We start from the raw sequence: 17,285 nt of genomic DNA on the forward strand, positions 1-17,285 counted from the left end.
GCCCGCGGCGGTGTACGGCTCAGGTGTACGGCACCCATGCGCGCGCCGAGGTGTCGTACATGTACCTGGGCAGCTCCTGGATGCTCGTCGTACGGAACGGCCGGCCGTGGTCGTCGATGCGGGCCGTGCCGGTGCGGCCCTGGGAGGACCAGTCCAGTTCGAGGTACCAGCTGCAGTCGCAGGTCTTCGTCTGCGCGGTGACCAGCAGCACCTCCGGGTCCTCGGCGGACACCCGGTAGGGCAGCCGCATCGCGGGGATCGGGGTGCCCGTGTCGTTGCCGTCGGTCGGGCGGGCGATGGGCCGGTCCTTGTCCAGGTCGACGTCGAAGTAGCGGGGCGTCAGCGCGCCGCCGCAGCCGTGGTCCATGGCGTAGGACGTGCCCTCGAAGGGCGCCGAGCGGCCGACGACGCGGACCCGGAGGGCCTCCAGGACGACGGCCGTGGACGACCGCCCCTGCACGGTGATCTTCACCATCGTCTGCCCGCCGTGCACCGCGTTCTGGGTCGCCGCCCAGGTCCCGGCGTACTGCGGGACGGGCGGCGGGGGCACCTGCTGCGGGGGCTTGGCGATGACGTAGTCGTGGCCGCAACCGGCCTGCCACACATGGGAGTCGGCGCTCCAGGTGAGCGGCACGCCGGTCACGGGCTGCTTCTCGCCGGTGTCCTTCGAGGGGCTGTCGCCGGTCGCGGTCGGCTGAGCCGAGGGCTTCTTCGAGGGGCCCGCCGACGGGGACGGCGGGGTGGGGGAGGGGCTCGGAGACCCGGTCGCCGTCGGACGGGGAGTGCCCGCCTCGGTCGTACGGGACGGATCGGCGCCCTGGACGGATCCCCTCGCCCGGGGACGGTCGTCCGGCAGGGCGGAGAGGCTGCCCAGCGTGGCGAGGAGCGCGGTCGCCGCGGCCGCGGCGACCAGGAGGCGCCGGCGGCGGTACCAGGGGCGGCGGGGAGGTGCGCCGTGGGCCGGCTCCTCAGCCGCGGGGGAGTCGTCCGCCGTGGCGGGAACCACCGAGGGAGAAGGCGCCACAGCGGACGGCGTCGTGCCGGAGGTCGCCGTGCCGGGAGTCGCCGTGCCGGGAGTCGCCGTACGCGCCCGTCGGCGTGCCGCCACCGCCCGGATCCACAGCCGGTGCAGCTCCAGCCGCTCCTCCGGCGTCGCCCGGCACAGCGCGGCGAAGCGTTCCACGGGCGCGAAGTCGAGGGGGACCGCGTCACCCGCGCAGTAGCGGTGCAGCGTCGAGGTGTTCATGTCCAGGCGGCGGGCCAGCTGACCGTAGCTGCGGTCGGTGCGGTCCTTCAGGCGCCTGAGCGACGACGCGAACTCCCGGACATCGTCGTCCTGTTCTTCCGACACGGTTCTCCCACGTCCTCCCCGTCCCTGGACGGCATCCCAGGCACTCCCTGTACCTGCACGTCACAAGGGCTGGGATGGTTCCACCGGGGCGGATCGGGCGTCGGCGGTTGCGTCCGGTGCCCGTGACGGCTGATGCTCTTGGTGTCGCACCGACCAGGCCGGACGGACCATCCGGCGTCGGTGTCCCGACGTTCGATCGTCCACGCACTCATCGCATCCACCATCCACGGGGGGACACCCATGCCCAAGCTCACCCGAGCAGGCGCGCTCACCGCACTCGTCGTCGCGGGCCTCGCCGCAGGCACCGCACTCGCCGCCGCACCGGCCGGCGCCGCGACGAAGGCGCCCGCGCCGAAGTTCCTGTCGGCGTCCGAACTTCCGCCGCACCCCTCCTCGGGCTGGATCGCCGACAAGGTCACCGACGGCGTCCCCGAGGAGATGCGGTACTGCTTCGGCGACGCGCTGCTCGCCTACGACTCCCGTTACCGCGCGTTCCGCACCGAACTGGAGACGAACGCCCAGCAGCTCACCGTCGTCGTCGGCGACAGCGCCAAGGCCAAGGCCCTCGCCACGCGCCTCGACAAGGAGGTCCGGCGCTGTGCGCTGCGCAGCGACGCCGACCCGGAGATCGAGGCCGAGTACCGGAGCTACGGCAGCCTGCCGGTGGAGGAGGGCGCCCGCGTCCACGGCGTGCACACCCGCGCCTCGTGGGGCGCGATGGACATCAACCTCACCTCCGTCGGCCGGGACGGCGGCACCGTCACCGTCGTGCGCTGGGGGCAGATGGGCGACTTCACGAACGCGCCGGTGAAGGCCTTCAAGAAGACGACCACGACCGCGGTCGACAAGCTCTACTGACCACCGCACCACCGCACCACCACACCAGCGGGGCCGCCCACCCGGACGGGGGTCGGACGGGCGGCCCCGCACCCTCCACGGCACCACTCGCCGCCCGTCGTCCGGGCCGCCGCTCCGCCCTGGCAGCCGGACTGCGCGTGACCTCACCGCCGGCTTCCGGAAGGAGCCGAAGGCATGGGAGGCGAAGAACGGCGCGGACGGCGTCCTGCCCGCCGAGAACGTCCCACGCGGAGCCACAAGATCAGGCGCATCGGAACCGCGGGCGCCGTGGGCTGGACAAGCGAGTTCCGGCCACTTTTGGCGACCGCCGTGCCGACGCTTCGTCAGCTCTCGACGCTGTGTCGCGCCGTCCGCGTGCCTGTGGCCGGTACGGTCGCGTCGGCAGGGCCGAATCCGTAGCCGCGCCGATCCCAGGTGGTCAGGGCGGCGCCTCGCGGGCCGGCTCCGAGCCGTGCCGAACCGCCCTGGTCGGCCACCTCCTCCAGGAACGGCCGGACCGTCTCGCCTCCCCTTCCCGGAACCGTGCCTCGCCCGCCGACCGGACCTCCTCGCCGGTGGCCGACACGGTTCGGTCACGGGAATGGGCGCCTCCGGGGCGCCCGGACGGTGACGTTCCGGTATGCGTGCACCCGGCGTGCGCCGATCCCATCGTGGCCGAACACCCGGTCGTTGCCGACTCGACATGACTGGCGCCGGTCCCACTGGGAAATGGTTCCCGTGAACGTGTTCGAGCAGGGGGTACCGACATCGGCACGCGGGCGGGGGTCATGAAGAGGCAGGCATGGGGAGGCGGTCCCATGGTGGTCGGGGCCTCCTCGGTGGAGACGGCGGAGGACGAAGCCGCCGGCGCCGGGGAACACGCGCGGACGTCTCAGCTCAGGCGCAGACTCGGGCGGGCGGACCTGCGGGCCGTACCCGAGACTCGCAGGGCGCTGCGCGAGCTGTTACGGCACTGGGGGAGGCCCGGACGGTCGGACGTGGCCGAACTGCTCACCAGCGAGCTGGTCACCAACGCGCTCGTCCACACCGACCGTGACGCGGTCCTGACGGCCACCGTCGGACCGCACGGACTCAGGGTGGAGGTGAGGGACTTCGTGACCCGCCGGCCCAGACTGCGCGTACCGAACGCCGACGACGGTACGCACGGCAGAGGGCTGTTCCTGGTCCAGTCCCTCGCGGACGCCTGGGGGGTGCGGGCGCACGGCGTGGGGAAGGCGGTGTGGTTCGAACTCGACGCGGGTGCCGCGTGACGAGGGAGCGCTGTGCGTCGTAGGACGTACGGCGTTCGACGCGCGCGTGCCTCACTGCGGCGCGAACGCGAAGGGGCGCGACCCGAAACCCGGGTCGCGCCCCTTGCCGTGGATGAGAGGCGTCCTCGGCCTCAGCCGAACTGCTGCTCCAGGTCCTTGAGCTTGCGCTCCAGGGAGTCGAGCCGCGGCAGCGCCATGGTGTCGTCCTCCGCGGTGAGGTCGACGGTGACCGGATCAGAACCGGTGCGAACGGGCTGCAATGACGGACGCGCGCGCACGGGCAGCTGCTCCGGCGTGGATATGGCAGGCTCCGCGGTGACGCGCTCGGCGCGCTCCAGCGCCTGTGGCTCGGCCTGTCGTCCGGCGCCCCGGCCGACGAAGCCCCGGTGGCCCCGGCTGATGGCCTTCAGCTGGGCGCGCTCCATGCGCTGCTGCTCGCGCCGGCGCAGCCGGGCCTCGTCCTTCTGCCGCTTGTCCTCGCGCACCTCGTCGACCGCCTCGTCCAGGCTGCGCACGCCCTCCAGGAGCATCAGCGACCAGGCCCGGTAGGTCTCGCGGGGCGCCCGCAGCCAGCGGACGATCCGGATCTGCGGGAGGGGTCTGGGCACCAGGCCCTGCTCGCGCAGGGCGGCCCGGCGGGTCTGCTTCAGCGCCCGGTCGAACAGCACCGCCGCCGACAGGGACATGCCGGCGAAGAAGTGGGGGGCGCCGTCGTGGCCGACGCCCCTGGGCGCGTGCACCCAGTTGAACCAGGCCGCGGCGAACGCGAACGTCCACACGAGTATCCGGGAGCCGAGCGCCGCGTCACCGTGGCTGGCCTCCCGCACGGCGAGCACGGAGCAGAACATCGCCGCGCCGTCGAGGCCGAACGGCACCAGATACTGCCAGCCGTTGGAGAGGCCGAGGTTCTGCTCACCGAAGCCGACCAGGCCATGGAAGGAGAGCGCGGCGGCCACCGCCGCACAGCAGAACAGCAGGACGTAGGAGACGGTGCCGTACAGGGCCTCCTTGCGCCTGCGGCGTTCCTCGCTGCGCTCCCACGAGTCGTCCGCGCTCGTGTCCTTCCCCGAGGCCTTCCCGCGCCGCAGCACCGCTATCGCCGCCAGCAGGCCCAGGAGCAGGACGGCGCCCGGAAGTAGCCAGTTCAGCGATATGTCGGTCAATCTCATCTGGGGTCCCTTGCATTGGGATAGGGCGTAACGCCCGCCATAGTGGCCCAATCCCACCGGCCCTCAGGGGGTTTCGGGGCAAGAGGCCGCCAAGGAAGTGCAAGGGGATGCTCAGGGCGACGTTCTGCTCGAACTGCCGCTTGAGGGGCGGGAGTTGAGTTCGAACAACACTACCCGTACGGGTGGTTCCACGAAAAGTTCCCGTGCTGAGTGAGGAAATTGTGAAACGCCGGTAACCGCCACGGGTGTCGCGCTCGCGAGTGATCTTACGGCACGGCGCGGTACGCCCGGATCTGAGGGTGCCTCAACTGGCGGCGGCCAGAAGCTTGGTGACCCGCTCCGCGTCGCAGGTGCGGGGGCAGGTGGCGCAGGCGTCCTCGGGACGCAGTGTGTAGAACATGCAGCAGCTCGCCCGGTCCCGGGTGGGCAGCGACTCGCCGTTCGGACCGGTGAGTTCACGGAAGGCGGCCGAGCCGACGTACGGCTTCGTCGCGCCCGGCAGCAGCAGCTCCAGCTCATGCCGCGCCCGCTCCTGCTCGCTGCCCCCGAGCAGGTGGGCGACGTACCACAGACCCTCCACGACCTCGTCCGTCGCCATGCCCCACAGGGCGCGTCCGCGCCGCCGCATCCGGGGTCCGAAGCCGGCGAGGACGGGTTCGAGGTGCTCGGCGACGGCGGCCCGCACCTCCGCGCGCAGCGCCTCCTCGTCGGGGACGACCCTGGCGCCGGGCAGCGTGGCCGCCGGGTCGCCGGGGAGGCAGGCGAAGGACGCGGGGCGGACGGCCAGGCGGCCCATGGAGAGTCCGGGGGCCGTGCGGTCGTACGAGACATGCGTCACGGGGTAGCGGGGGACGCGGCGCAGCAGGAACCAGGGCACGGTGATCAGCAGGCAGGCGGGCCAGGCGTAGCGGTGGAGGCCGAAGCTCGCGATGACGTCGGGGCGTCCGGGCTGTCCGTAGTCGCGCCGTACCTGTGCGTCGTCCCAGGCCAGGAAGGTGTCGAGACCCGTACCGCCCTCCGCGAGGGCGGCGACGGCGACCCAGCCGTCGTGCCGCGGGAGCTGCTCGTCGCCGGCCGGCTGGGTGATGCCGAGCCCCGGCAGGACCTCGGCGAGACGGGTGTACGCGTCCGTGAGGGCCGAGGGGGGCACGGGCATGCTGGACCGCCGATCCGCGAGGTTTGAAGGTAAGGCTTACCTTACCTGAGATCGCCGTGGTTTGAACTGTCGAGTTCTGCGCCTATGGTGCTTGACGGGTGAGTAACAACCCGCAGTAATGACCCCAAGTGTCGACACATCCGCAGGAGGACCCGTGAAGCAGGGCGCGCAGGGCTCCGCGGCCACGGGGACTCCGCAGGTACCGGAGATGCCGGACGCGCCGGACCACCGTCCGGGACCGCCGCGGGTGCCGCCGCAGGGCCGGGTCGCGCCGGCCACGGACGTGGACCTCGGCCAGGCGGCCCCGGCGCCGACGGTCCGTGGTGAGCACACCCACAGCGAGCAGCCCATCCCACGGCCCCGGCCGGTCGTCCAGCGGGCCTCGGTGCGGGGACAGATCCTCGACGCCCTGCGCACCGCGCTCGTCACCGGCGAGCTGACTCCCGGCGCGGTGTACTCCGCCCCCGCCCTCGGCGAACGCTTCGGCGTCTCCGCGACGCCGGTCCGCGAGGCCATGCAGCAGCTCACGCTGGAGGGCGCCGTGGAGGTCGTCCCCAACCGGGGGTTCCGGGTGGTCGAGCGCGGCGCCCGGGAGCTGGCCGAACTGGCCGAGGTCCGCGCCCTGATCGAGGTCCCGGTGATGCTCCGCCTCGCCCGCAGCGTCCCCGGCGAACGCTGGGCGGAACTACGCCCGTTGGCCGAGGCGACGGTGCGCGCGGCGTCGACCGGCTGCCGGGCGACGTACGCGGAATCGGACCGCACCTTCCATCGCGCCGTGCTGTCCCTGTGCGGCAACGACCAACTCGTCCAGATCGCCGACGACCTGCACCGACGCGCCCAGTGGCCCCTGGTGAGACCAGCCCGCCCGTTCCCCCGCGGCCACGCCGACCTCATCGCCGACGCGGCGGAACACACGGCGCTCCTGGACGCGTTGATCGCGGGCGACGAGGACGTGGTGCGGTCGTTGGTGGGGGAGCACTTCGCGGGGGCGCGGTGACGGGTGCGGCCGGCTGTCTCCAGAACGCCGTTCGGTCCCGTCCCTGGCGCCGGTCCAGGCGATCCGGTCCGTCCGGCGTTTGAGGACGAGGTCCGTTCAGGGCCGAAAGCGGGGGTCTGGGGGTCCTGGGGCCCCGGGGAGTGGCGGGCGCGAACTCCGGCCCCGCGTCACGCCGTGGCCGCCCCCGCCGCCGGAGGTGCCGGGGCCAGTTGGCGGGACAGCCACGTGGGGACGCCGCCCAGCAGGCGGAACAGGCGGCGAGCCTCCTCGCGCAGTCGTGATGCCTCCGGTTCGGTCTCCGTCTCGGCCAGGGACACCAGGGCGGGGGCCGTACCCACCAGGTACCCCAACTCCTCGCGGATCCGCAGGGATTCGGCGAAGCCGTGCCGAGCCTCCGCCAACTCGCCGTCCCGCAGCGCCAGTCCGGCCAGGTGGCGCCAGGTGAAGGACAGCAGCAGGGGGTCGGCATGGGCCGTCGCGCCCGCGTGGGCCCTGCGGTAGGCCGCCCGCGCCGCCTGCGGGGAGCGCGCCAGGTTCTCCGCCAGCAACCCCCGCCGGAAGTCCAGCAACGCCCGCCCCGCCGCCCCCGGAGCGATCAGCGCCGCCGCCCGCCCCAGCGCCGCCCGCGCCTCGTCGGCCCGGTCGCGCACCGAGTGCAGGGTCGCCGCATACGCAAGTTGCCCGCGTTCACAAGCGGCCGCTCCCCGCTCCTCGTCACTGTGGGCGAGCGCCTCGGCCGTGCGCAGCGCGTCCTCGGCGTCCTCCCAGCCCTGCTCGGTGTACAGACACCGCTCCACCAGCAGCGCGGCCCGCTGGAGCGCGGCCTGCGCGGTGACCGGCTGGAGCAGGGCCGCCGCGTCCGCCCAGCAGGCGCGTGAGCGCAGCCGCCATACCGCGGTCTGGAGTGGATCGTCGCCGGCGGTCGTTCCGTTACCAGACATGGCGGTATGCGCCACGTTGCCCTCCCCGAGCACGCCATCGAGCTGTTGAGTGGTGGCGGCATCTCAGCACGAATCGGAGCGCCCGGCCAAGAGGGTGGGTGAAGGATTTCACAAAGTCGTGGGACAGCGGCGGCACTTGGTGCCATCCGCCCGAGGGCCCGCACCGGCTCAACTCATCCGCAATGCCAAGAAGAAGTCCAGCTTGTCCTCCAGTCGGGAGAGGTCCCGGCTCGTCAACTGCTCGATCCGCCCGACCCGGTAGCGCAGCGTGTTGACGTGCAGGTGCAGCCGGGTCGCGCAGCGCGTCCAGGAGCCGTCGCACTCCAGGAACGCCTCCAGGGTCGGGATCAGCTCGGCGCGGTGGCGGCGGTCGTAGTCGCGCAGGGGGTCCAGGAGGCGGGCCGTGAACGCCCGGCGTACGTCGTCGGGGACGAAGGGGAGCAGCAGCACGTGCGAGGCCAGCTCCTGGTGGCCGGCCGCGCAGACCCGGCCGGTGCGCGCCGCCGCCACCCGGCGGGCGTGGCGGGCCTCCTCCAGGGCGCCGCGCAGACCCTCCGCCGAGTGCACGGCCGCGCTCACGCCGAGCGTGACCCGGCCGTCGTCGTCCAGGCCCGCCGACAGCGGGCCGCGGACCGACTCCAGGAGCGCGTCGGCGAGGATCCCCGCCTCGGAGCCGTCGTGCTCCGACGAGACCGCCGGGAGGGGGACCAGGGCGATGGCCTCGTCGCCCGTGTGGGCCACGGCGATGCGGTCGGAGGGTTCCGGGCCGGTCGCGAGCGGGTCGACCAGGATCTCCTCCAGCAGGGACTGGGCGACCGGGCCCGCCTCGATGTCCCCGCCCTCCCACTCCACGCGGGCGACGACCACCTGCCAGTGCGGCGCCGCCCCGAGGCCGGGCAGCAGCACCGGCGCGGCGACCCGCAGGCGCGCGGCGATCTCGGCGGGCGCCGCGCCCGTCTGGACCAGTTCCAGGACCTCCTGCGCGAGGCGGCGGCGGACCGTACGCGCCGCGTCCCTGCGGTCCCGTTCCACCGCGATCAGCTGCGTGACGCCCTGGAGGAGGTCGAGCCGCTCCTCGGGCCAGTCGCTCGCGTCCGCGTCCACGGCCAGCAGCCAGTCCGACAGCACCGTCTCGCGCACGTCGCGCGCCGCCTGCGGGGAGCGGCCGCTGCTGCGGATCGGGAACAGGGAGTACGGCGTGCCGCCGAGGGACACCCGGTGCGGGCCGCGGCGGCCCGTGCGGGCGGCCGTCAGCTGTTCCGCCGCCAGCCTCGCGCACAGGTCGGCGGGCAGCGCCGGGCCCGCCACCTTCGAACCCGCGATGAGCCGCCCGGTCGGTGACAGCACCCATGCCCGCAGGTCCAGGTCGGAGCCGAGGAGGTCGAGGACCACGTCCGGACCGCCGCCCGCGGGGCCCGACGTCATCATCCGGCGGTGCCGGTCGACGACGGCCGCGAGGTCCCCGGCCCGCTCACCGCTGACCTGCCGCACGACATGCTCGGTGATCGTCGCGAACGCCACCGACTCGTGCACCGCGAACAGCGGCAGCCGGTGGCGGGCGCAGGCCAGCACCAGGTCGTCCGGCACATCCCCGAGCTCGGCCTCGCCGGCCGCCAGCGCGGCCACACCGGCCTGCGCCAGGATGCGTACGAACGGCTCGGAGTCCGCGGCGTCGCGGCGCCAGGCCAGCCCGGTGAGCACCAGTTCACCGCCCGAGAGGTAGCGGCTGGGGTCCCTGAGGTCGGTGGTCATCACACCGCGGACGGTGCGGTCCAGCTCGTCCTCGCCGCCGAGCAGCCTGAGGCCCAGCGCGTCGGTGTCCAGCAGTGCGCGCAGCCGCATTCTCGTCGCCGCCGTTCTTTGTCTCGAAATCTACGATGGATCCAGTGGCTCGTGTGGTGAGCGGGCCCGGCCTGCGGACCGGTGAGCGGTGACCTCCGTCCGCCGGGGTGCGTCCCGGCTGTGTCCCTGGTCACAAGGGGTGTGTCTCACGTTTCCACGGAAAAACGGGGAGGTTACTGGTGACCTCCGTTCATACGAATCTACAAGATGACCTCGCTGGCCAGCCAACTCCTTCATGGTTTCCGTGACTGACCCCGGTGGAGCACCGCGCTGTGTACTGACGTCAATCCGCGTGAACAGCACATGAACGAGCCGGGCTCGCCGCACCAGATCTGGCTCAAACCGTACGACCCACGAGACGAAGAAGAAGAGAGCCGGTCATGGACTTCCTTCGCCCCGCCAGCTGGGAGGAGGCGCTCGCCGCAAAGGCCGAGCACCCCACCGCTGTGCCGATTGCGGGTGGCACCGATGTGATGGTCGAGATCAACTTCGACCACCGCCGGCCCGAGTACCTCCTCGACCTGAACCGCGTCGGCGACCTCTACGAGTGGGAGGTCGGCGAGGACAGCGTGCGGCTCGGCGCCTCCGTCCCGTACAGCGAGATCATGGACCGGCTGCGCGCCGAGCTGCCGGGCCTCGCCCTGGCCTCGCACACGGTCGCCTCCCCGCAGATCCGCAACCGCGGCGGAGTCGGCGGCAACCTCGGCACCGCCTCCCCGGCCGGCGACGCCCACCCCGCCCTGCTGGCGGCCGGCGCCGAGGTCGAGGTCGAGTCGGTGCGCGGCAGCCGCCGTATCCCGATCGACGAGTTCTACACCGGCGTGAAGCGCAACGCGCTCGCCGCCGACGAGCTCATCCGGGCCGTGCACATCAAGAAGGCCGACGGACCGCAGCAGTACTCCAAGGTCGGCACCCGCAACGCCATGGTCATCGCCGTGTGCGCCTTCGGCCTCGCGCTGCACCCCGAGACCCGCACGGTCCGCACCGGCATCGGCTCGGCCGCGCCCACGCCCGTGCGGGCGAAGGCGGCCGAGGAGTTCCTGAACGCGGCGCTCGAAGAGGGCGGCTTCTGGGACAACGGAAAGATCATCACCCCGTCGGTCGCCAAGCAGTTCGCGGACCTGTGCTCCGCCGCCTGCAACCCGATCGACGACGTCCGGGGCACGGCGAGCTACCGCCGCCACGCGGTCGGCATCATGGCCCGCCGCACGCTGACCTGGACCTGGGAGTCGTACCGCGGCGCCCGCCGCGCCACCGAGGGAGCTGCGTGATGCGCGTCAACTTCACCGTCAACGGACGTCCGCAGGAAGCCGACGACGTCTGGGAGGGCGAGAGCCTGCTGTACGTGCTGCGCGAGCGGCTGGGTCTGCCGGGTTCCAAGAACGCCTGCGAGCAGGGCGAGTGCGGTTCCTGCACGGTCCGGCTGGATGGCGTGCCGGTGTGTTCGTGCCTGGTCGCCGCCGGTCAGGTCGAGGGCCGGGAGGTCGTGACCGTCGAGGGGCTCGCGGACTACGCCAAGCAGCGTGCCGAAGGCGGCGGTTGCGCCTCCGGTGCCTGCGGTACGTCCGTGCAGGACGCCCAGGGCTGGTCGGCCAAGGGGCAGGACTCGCTAACCGGTGAGGGCACCGAACTCTCCCCGATCCAGCAGGCGTTCATCGACGCCGGCGCCGTGCAGTGCGGCTTCTGCACGCCGGGACTGCTGGTCGCCGCCGACGAGATGCTGGAGCGCAACCCGAACCCGACCGACGCGGACATCCGCGAGGCGCTGTCGGGCAACCTGTGCCGCTGCACCGGCTACGAGAAGATCATGGACGCGGTCCGCCTCGCGGCCGCCCGGCAGTCCGAGGGGGTCTGAGCATGCCCGCCAACGGCGCTCCCACCAAAATCACCCAGGGTTCCAAGACCAAGGGCGGCATCGGTGAGTCCACCCTCCGCCCGGACGGCACCCTCAAGGTCACCGGCGAGTTCGCGTACTCGTCCGACATGTGGCACGAGGACATGCTCTGGGGGCAGATCCTGCGCTCCACGGTCGCCCACGCCGAGATCGTGTCCATCGACACGAGCGAGGCCCTCGCCATGGCGGGCGTCTACGCCGTCATGACGTACGACGACCTGCCGACCGACGTGAAGAACTACGGCCTGGAGATCCAGGACACCCCGGTCCTCGCGCACGGCAAGGTACGCCACCACGGTGAGCCGGTCGCGATCGTCGCCGCCGACCACCCGGAGACGGCCCGCCGCGCCGCCGCGAAGATCAAGGTCGAGTACCGCGAGCTGCCGGTCATCACCGACGAGGCCTCCGCGACCGCCCCGGACGCGATCCTCATCCACGAGAACCGCGACGACCACCACTGCGGTCACGTCCCGCACCCGAACATCGTGCACCGCCAGCCGATCATCCGCGGCAACGCCGAGGAGGCCGCCAGGAAGGCCGACTTCGTCGTCAAGGGCGAGTACACCTTCGGCATGCAGGACCAGGCCTTCCTCGGCCCCGAGTCGGGTCTCGCGGTGCCGGACGAGGACGGCGGCGTCCACCTCTACATCGCCACCCAGTGGCTGCACAGCGACCTGCGGCAGATCGCGCCCGTCCTCGGCCTGCCCGAGAGCAAGGTCCGGATGACGCTGTCCGGCGTCGGCGGCGCCTTCGGCGGTCGCGAGGACCTGTCGATGCAGATCCACGCCTGTCTGCTGGCGCTGCGCACGGGCAAGCCGGTCAAGATCGTCTACAACCGGTTCGAGTCCTTCTTCGGGCACGTCCACCGCCACCCCGCCAAGCTGTACTACGAGCACGGCGCCACGAAGGACGGCAAGCTCACCCACGTGAAGTGCCGCATCGTGCTGGACGGCGGCGCGTACGCCTCCGCCTCCCCCGCGGTCGTCGGCAACGCCTCCTCGCTGTCGATCGGCCCCTACGTGGTCGACGACGTCGACATCGAGGCCCTCGCCCTCTACACCAACAACCCGCCCTGCGGCGCCATGCGCGGCTTCGGCGCGGTCCAGGCGTGCTTCGCCTACGAGGCGCAGATGGACAAGCTCGCCGACGCCGTCGGCATGGACCGGGTGGAGTTCCGCCGGCTCAACGCGATGGAGCAGGGGACCATCATGCCGACGGGCCAGCCCGTCGACTCCCCGGCGCCGGTCGCCGAACTCCTGCGCCGCGTCAAGGCGATGCCCCTGCCGCCGGAGCGCCAGTGGGAGTCCAGCGAGGGCGCGGACGTACGGCAGCTGCCGGGCGGCCTGTCCAACACCACGCACGGCGAAGGCGTCGTCCGCGGCATCGGCTACGCGGTCGGCATCAAGAACGTCGGCTTCTCCGAGGGCTTCGACGACTACTCCACCGCCAAGGTGCGCATGGAGGTCGTCGGCGGTGAGCCGGTCGCGACCGTGCACACCGCCATGGCGGAGGTCGGCCAGGGCGGTGTCACCGTCCACGCGCAGATCGCCCGCACCGAGCTGGGCGTCACGCAGGTGACGATCCACCCGGCGGACACGCAGGTGGGCAGCGCCGGCTCGACGTCCGCCTCCCGGCAGACGTACGTCACCGGTGGCGCCGTGAAGAACTCCTGCGAGCTGGTCCGGGAGAAGGTGCTGGAGCTCGGGCGCCGCAAGTTCGGCTCCTACCACCCGGCCTGGGCCACCGCCGAGCTGTTCCTGGAGGGCGGCAAGGTGGTCACCGACGGCGGCGAGGTCCTCGCCGACCTGGTGGACGTCCTCGAAGGCGAGGCCGTCGAGGTCGAGGCCGAGTGGCGGCACCGCCCCACCGAGGCCTTCGACCTGCGCACCGGCCAGGGCAACGGCCACGTCCAGTACTCCTTCGCCGCGCACCGCGCCGTCGTCGAGGTCGACACCGAGCTCGGCCTGGTGAAGGTCATCGAGCTGGCCTGCGCCCAGGACGTCGGCAAGGCGCTCAACCCGCTGTCCGTCATCGGCCAGATCCAGGGCGGTACGACCCAGGGTCTCGGCGTGGCGGTCATGGAGGAGATCATCGTCGACCCGAAGACGGCGAAGGTCAGGAACCCGTCCTTCACCGACTACCTCATCCCCACGATCCTCGACACGCCGACCATCCCCGTCGACGTGCTCGAACTCGCCGACGACCACGCCCCGTACGGGCTGCGCGGCATCGGCGAGGCTCCCACCCTGTCCTCGACCCCGGCCGTCCTCGCGGCGATCCGGAACGCGACCGGGCTGGAGCTGAACCGGACGCCGGTACGGCCGGAGCACCTCACCGGTACGGCGTAAGGGAAACCCGTAAGTCCCTCCGGGCGGCGCTGGGAACGTCACACACTCCGCCGCGCCGCCCGGAGTACTCGACCGCCGCACCGCTCGCGGCGGTTCGAGAGCAGGTACCAGTGCTACAGATCCCATTCGTTCGCCTCGGGCCGTCCCCCGGGTCGTGCGGCCGAAGCACCTTCCCAAATCCCGCAGCCCGCCAGGGTCCTGATGCGGGTGCCCCTATGAACCTTGGGAGTAGGCCCACATGACCCAGCAGTCACTGGAGCCGACGACCGCAGCCGACGACGCGGGAGAAGGCACCCGCGTCCCGGCCGGCAGGTCGTGGCTCGACCGGTACTTCCACATATCCAAGAGAGAATCCACGGTCGCGCGCGAGGTGCGCGGCGGCGTCACCACCTTCATGGCGATGGCGTACATCCTCCTGCTCAACCCGCTGATCCTGTCCGGCAAGGACGCGGCCGGGGACACGCTCGCCCAGAAGGCCCTGATCACCGCGACCGCGTTCGCGGCGGCCCTCACCACGCTGCTGATGGGCTTCTTCGGCAAGGTGCCGCTCGCGCTCGCCGCCGGCCTGTCCGTCTCCGGCGTGCTCGCCTCGCAGGTCGCCCCGCAGATGACCTGGCCGCAGGCCATGGGCATGTGCGTGATGTACGGCGTGGTCATCATGCTGCTGGTCGTCACCGGCCTGCGCGAGATGATCATGAACGCCATCCCGCTCGCGCTCAAGCACGCCATCACCATGGGCATCGGCCTCTTCGTCGCGCTGATCGGCTTCTACAAGGCCGGCTTCGTGCACCAGGGCGAGGCGACCCCCGTCACCCTCGGCCCGGCCGGTGAACTGGCCGGCTGGCCCGTCCTGCTCTTCGCGGTCACCCTCCTCGCGATCTTCATGCTCCAGGCGCGCGGCGTCCCCGGCGCGATCCTGATCGGCATCGTCGGCGGCACCGTCCTCGCCGTCGCCCTCAACGCACTGGACGTCATCGACCCCAAGCAGTGGGCCAGCGGCGCTCCCGAACTGCACGGCAGCGCCGTCTCCATGCCCGACTTCTCGATCTTCGGCAACGTCGAGTTCGGCGGCTGGGGCGAGGTCGGCGCGATGACGGTCGGCATGATCGTGTTCACCCTGGTGCTCGCCGGGTTCTTCGACGCGATGGCGACGATCATCGGCGTGGGCACCGAGGCCAAGCTGGCCGACGACAAGGGCCGGATGCCGGGCCTGTCCAAGGCGCTGTTCATCGACGGCGCGGGCGGCGCGATCGGCGGCGTGTCCGGCGCCTCGGGCCAGACGGTGTTCGTCGAGTCGGCGACGGGCGTCGGCGAGGGTGCCCGTACGGGCCTCTCCTCGGTCGTCACCGGCCTGTTCTTCGCGGCGTGCCTGTTCTTCACGCCGCTCACGGCGATCGTCCCGGGCGAGGTCGCGGCGGCGGCGCTGGTGGTGATCGGTGCCATGATGATGATGAACGCGCGGCACGTGGACTGGGCGGACCGGGCCACCGCGATCCCGGTGTTCCTCACGGTCGTCATCATGCCGTTCACGTACTCGATCACAGCCGGTGTCGCGGCCGGTGTCATCAGTTACGTCGCCATCAAGATCGCTCAGGGCAAGGCACGGGAGATCGGGGCGTTCATGTGGGCCCTGACAGGTATCTTCCTTGTCTTCTTCGCCCTCAATCCCCTGGAGAGCTGGATGGGCGTGCACTGAGCAGGTGACGCGACAGCCCTCCCCACAACCGCTGTTAAGGAGACCGACAGATGCTGGACATCGCCGCAGAGCTGCACCGGTGGGTCGAGCAGGGACGTGACTTCGCCGTGGCCACCGTGGTGGCGGTCGGCGGCAGCGCGCCCCGCCAGCCCGGCGCCGCGCTCGCGGTGGACGCCGACGGCACGGCGATCGGCTCGGTGTCCGGCGGCTGTGTGGAGGGCGCGGTGTACGAGCTGTGCCGGCAGGCGCTCCAGGACGGCGAGACGGTCCTGGAACGCTTCGGCTACAGCGACGAGGACGCCTTCGCGGTCGGCCTGACCTGCGGGGGCGTCATCGACATCCTGGTCACGCCGGTGCGCGCCGCCGACCCGGCCCGCCCGGTGCTCGCGTCCGCGCTGCGGGCGGCCGCGAGCGGGCAGGCCGCCGCGGTGGCGCGGGTCGTGCGGGGCCCCGCCGAGCTGATGGGCCGCGCCCTGCTGGTCGGCCCCGACGGCTCCCGCGAGGGCGGCTTCGGCGCCCATCCCGAACTGGACCGCACGGTCGCGGCGGAGGCGGGCGCCTTCCTCGACGCGGGCCGCACCGGCACCCTGGAGATCGGCGAACAGGGCTCGCGCTGCGGAGCCCCGCTCACGGTGCTCGTCGAGTCGTCGGTCCCGCCGCCCCGGATGATCGTCTTCGGCGCGATCGACTTCGCGTCGGCACTGGTACGGATCGGCAAGTTCCTGAACTACCACGTGACGGTCTGCGACGCCCGCCCGGTCTTCGCGACGAAGGCCCGCTTCCCGGAGGCGGACGAGATCGTCGTCGAGTGGCCGCACACCTACCTGGAGCGCACGGAGGTCGACGGCCGGACCGTCCTGTGCGTCCTCACCCACGACGCCAAGTTCGACGTGCCGCTGCTCCAGCTCGCCCTGCGGCTGCCGGTGGCGTACGTGGGCGCCATGGGCTCGCGCCGGACCCACCTCGACCGCAACGACAGGCTCAGGGACGTCGGCGTGACGGACCTGGAGCTGGCCCGGCTGCGCTCGCCGATCGGCCTGGACCTCGGCGCCCGCACGCCGGAGGAGACGGCCCTGTCGATCGCCTCGGAGATCGTCGCCGCCCGGCGCGGCGGCAGCGGCGTCTCACTGACCGGGGCCCACACGCCGATCCACCACGACACGACGTCGACGCCCGGGCCGGCGGGGCGGATCGGGTCGGTGGCCTGAGGACCTGCCGGGCCCCGCGACGCCGGCATGATCCAAACGACAGGCCCTAGGGGGCGCCGACGCCCCGGAAGCCGGCTCCCCGGGCGAAGCGGTCCTCCCGGCCCGCCCGTTCGGCAGCCCTCACGCGCGCCTCAGCAGCCGGTTGACCGCGCGCCCGAACAGATGGCGTCCGGCGCGTTCCAGCCCGCCGTCGAGCAGCCTCGGCAGTCCCCGCACCCCCAGTTCCTCCCGCCACAGCACGCGTGAGCGGCCGCCCGGCCCCGGCAGCACCTCGATCTCGGCCCAGCCCGTCACGAGCCGTCCGCGCTTCTCCAGCCTGCACAGGCCGGGGGTGTCCGTACCGGGCGGCCGCCACACCGTGACCTCCATCGGGTCGTCGAAGGAGAGCGGGCCGATGCCCGTACGGGCCAGGACGACCGTGCCCTCGCGCGTCGGTCCGGGCGGGGTGACCCGGACGCGGGTCAGGGGCACCGCCTGGGCGTGGCGGTGCCACTCGGTCAGGCGGCGCCACGCCTCCTCCAGAGGGAGCGGAACCGTGCGTTCGAGCAGGAAGTCGGCCACATGCCGATCTTAGG

14 protein-coding genes are annotated in these 17,285 nt (G+C 72.4%); 8 read left to right on the plus strand and 6 right to left on the minus strand.

The annotated features are described in order from the left end of the window. Positions 1-19: 19 nt before the first annotated feature. On the minus strand, positions 20-1,351 hold the full coding sequence (locus tag ABZ078_RS13450) for a helix-turn-helix transcriptional regulator (protein ID WP_356574717.1): 1,332 nt from the start codon (positions 1,349-1,351) through the stop codon (positions 20-22). Between the two features lie 240 nt (positions 1,352-1,591). Here ABZ078_RS13450 and ABZ078_RS13455 point away from each other — a divergent pair, with 240 nt between their 5' ends. Both ABZ078_RS13455 and ABZ078_RS13460 read left to right on the plus strand, forming a co-directional pair. Beyond that, a complete protein-coding gene (locus ABZ078_RS13455) occupies positions 1,592-2,209 on the plus strand; it encodes a hypothetical protein (protein WP_356574719.1) in 618 nt (205 codons plus the stop codon). A gap of 797 nt (positions 2,210-3,006) precedes the next feature. Continuing rightward, positions 3,007-3,459 (plus strand): ATP-binding protein, encoded by a 453-nt coding sequence (locus ABZ078_RS13460; RefSeq protein WP_356574721.1) that lies wholly within the window; start codon positions 3,007-3,009, stop codon positions 3,457-3,459. 131 nt (positions 3,460-3,590) lie between these two features. On the opposite strand, the gene ABZ078_RS13465 is transcribed toward ABZ078_RS13460, so the two are convergent. Both ABZ078_RS13465 and ABZ078_RS13470 read right to left on the minus strand, forming a co-directional pair. Then, on the minus strand, positions 3,591-4,628 hold the full coding sequence (locus ABZ078_RS13465) for a DUF2637 domain-containing protein (protein WP_356574723.1): 1,038 nt from the start codon (positions 4,626-4,628) through the stop codon (positions 3,591-3,593). Positions 4,629-4,932: 304 nt separating this feature from the next. After that, entirely contained in the window at positions 4,933-5,784 is an 852-nt protein-coding gene (locus ABZ078_RS13470; protein WP_356574725.1) for a (2Fe-2S)-binding protein, read from the minus strand. A gap of 154 nt (positions 5,785-5,938) precedes the next feature. On the opposite strand from ABZ078_RS13470, the gene ABZ078_RS13475 reads away from it, so the two are divergent. After that, positions 5,939-6,781 (plus strand): FCD domain-containing protein, encoded by an 843-nt coding sequence (locus ABZ078_RS13475; protein WP_356574727.1) that lies wholly within the window; start codon positions 5,939-5,941, stop codon positions 6,779-6,781. 167 nt (positions 6,782-6,948) lie between these two features. On the opposite strand, the gene ABZ078_RS13480 is transcribed toward ABZ078_RS13475, so the two are convergent. Then, positions 6,949-7,737: a hypothetical protein gene (locus ABZ078_RS13480; RefSeq protein WP_356574729.1), complete on the minus strand. Its 789-nt coding sequence runs from the start codon at positions 7,735-7,737 to the stop codon at positions 6,949-6,951. A 153-nt stretch (positions 7,738-7,890) separates the two neighbouring features. After that, a complete protein-coding gene (locus tag ABZ078_RS13485) occupies positions 7,891-9,564 on the minus strand; it encodes a PucR family transcriptional regulator ligand-binding domain-containing protein (protein WP_356574731.1) in 1,674 nt (557 codons plus the stop codon). Between the two features lie 380 nt (positions 9,565-9,944). On the opposite strand from ABZ078_RS13485, the gene ABZ078_RS13490 reads away from it, so the two are divergent. From ABZ078_RS13490 to ABZ078_RS13510, 5 genes are all read left to right on the plus strand, one after another. After that, positions 9,945-10,835, plus strand: a complete 891-nt coding sequence (locus ABZ078_RS13490; RefSeq protein ID WP_356574733.1) for a xanthine dehydrogenase family protein subunit M — start codon at positions 9,945-9,947, stop codon at positions 10,833-10,835. Then, positions 10,835-11,419: a (2Fe-2S)-binding protein gene (locus ABZ078_RS13495; RefSeq protein ID WP_356574735.1), complete on the plus strand. Its 585-nt coding sequence runs from the start codon at positions 10,835-10,837 to the stop codon at positions 11,417-11,419. Before ABZ078_RS13490 ends, ABZ078_RS13495 begins: the two co-directional genes overlap by 1 nt. 2 nt (positions 11,420-11,421) lie before the next feature. Further along, the gene (locus tag ABZ078_RS13500; protein WP_356574737.1) at positions 11,422-13,806 is read left to right on the plus strand and encodes a molybdopterin cofactor-binding domain-containing protein; all 2,385 of its coding nucleotides are present in this window, start codon (positions 11,422-11,424) and stop codon (positions 13,804-13,806) included. A gap of 238 nt (positions 13,807-14,044) precedes the next feature. Then, the gene (locus tag ABZ078_RS13505; RefSeq protein WP_356574739.1) at positions 14,045-15,502 is read left to right on the plus strand and encodes an NCS2 family permease; all 1,458 of its coding nucleotides are present in this window, start codon (positions 14,045-14,047) and stop codon (positions 15,500-15,502) included. A 50-nt stretch (positions 15,503-15,552) separates the two neighbouring features. Beyond that, entirely contained in the window at positions 15,553-16,710 is a 1,158-nt protein-coding gene (locus tag ABZ078_RS13510) for an XdhC/CoxI family protein (RefSeq protein ID WP_356574740.1), read from the plus strand. A 120-nt stretch (positions 16,711-16,830) separates the two neighbouring features. Here the strand turns inward: ABZ078_RS13510 and ABZ078_RS13515 are convergent, their stop codons facing one another. Then, positions 16,831-17,271: an SRPBCC family protein gene (locus ABZ078_RS13515; RefSeq protein ID WP_356574741.1), complete on the minus strand. Its 441-nt coding sequence runs from the start codon at positions 17,269-17,271 to the stop codon at positions 16,831-16,833. Positions 17,272-17,285 lie beyond the last annotated feature (14 nt).

The sequence above is a fragment of the Streptomyces sp. NPDC006385 genome, assembly GCF_040612485.1.
Lineage (GTDB): Bacteria > Actinomycetota > Actinomycetes > Streptomycetales > Streptomycetaceae > Streptomyces.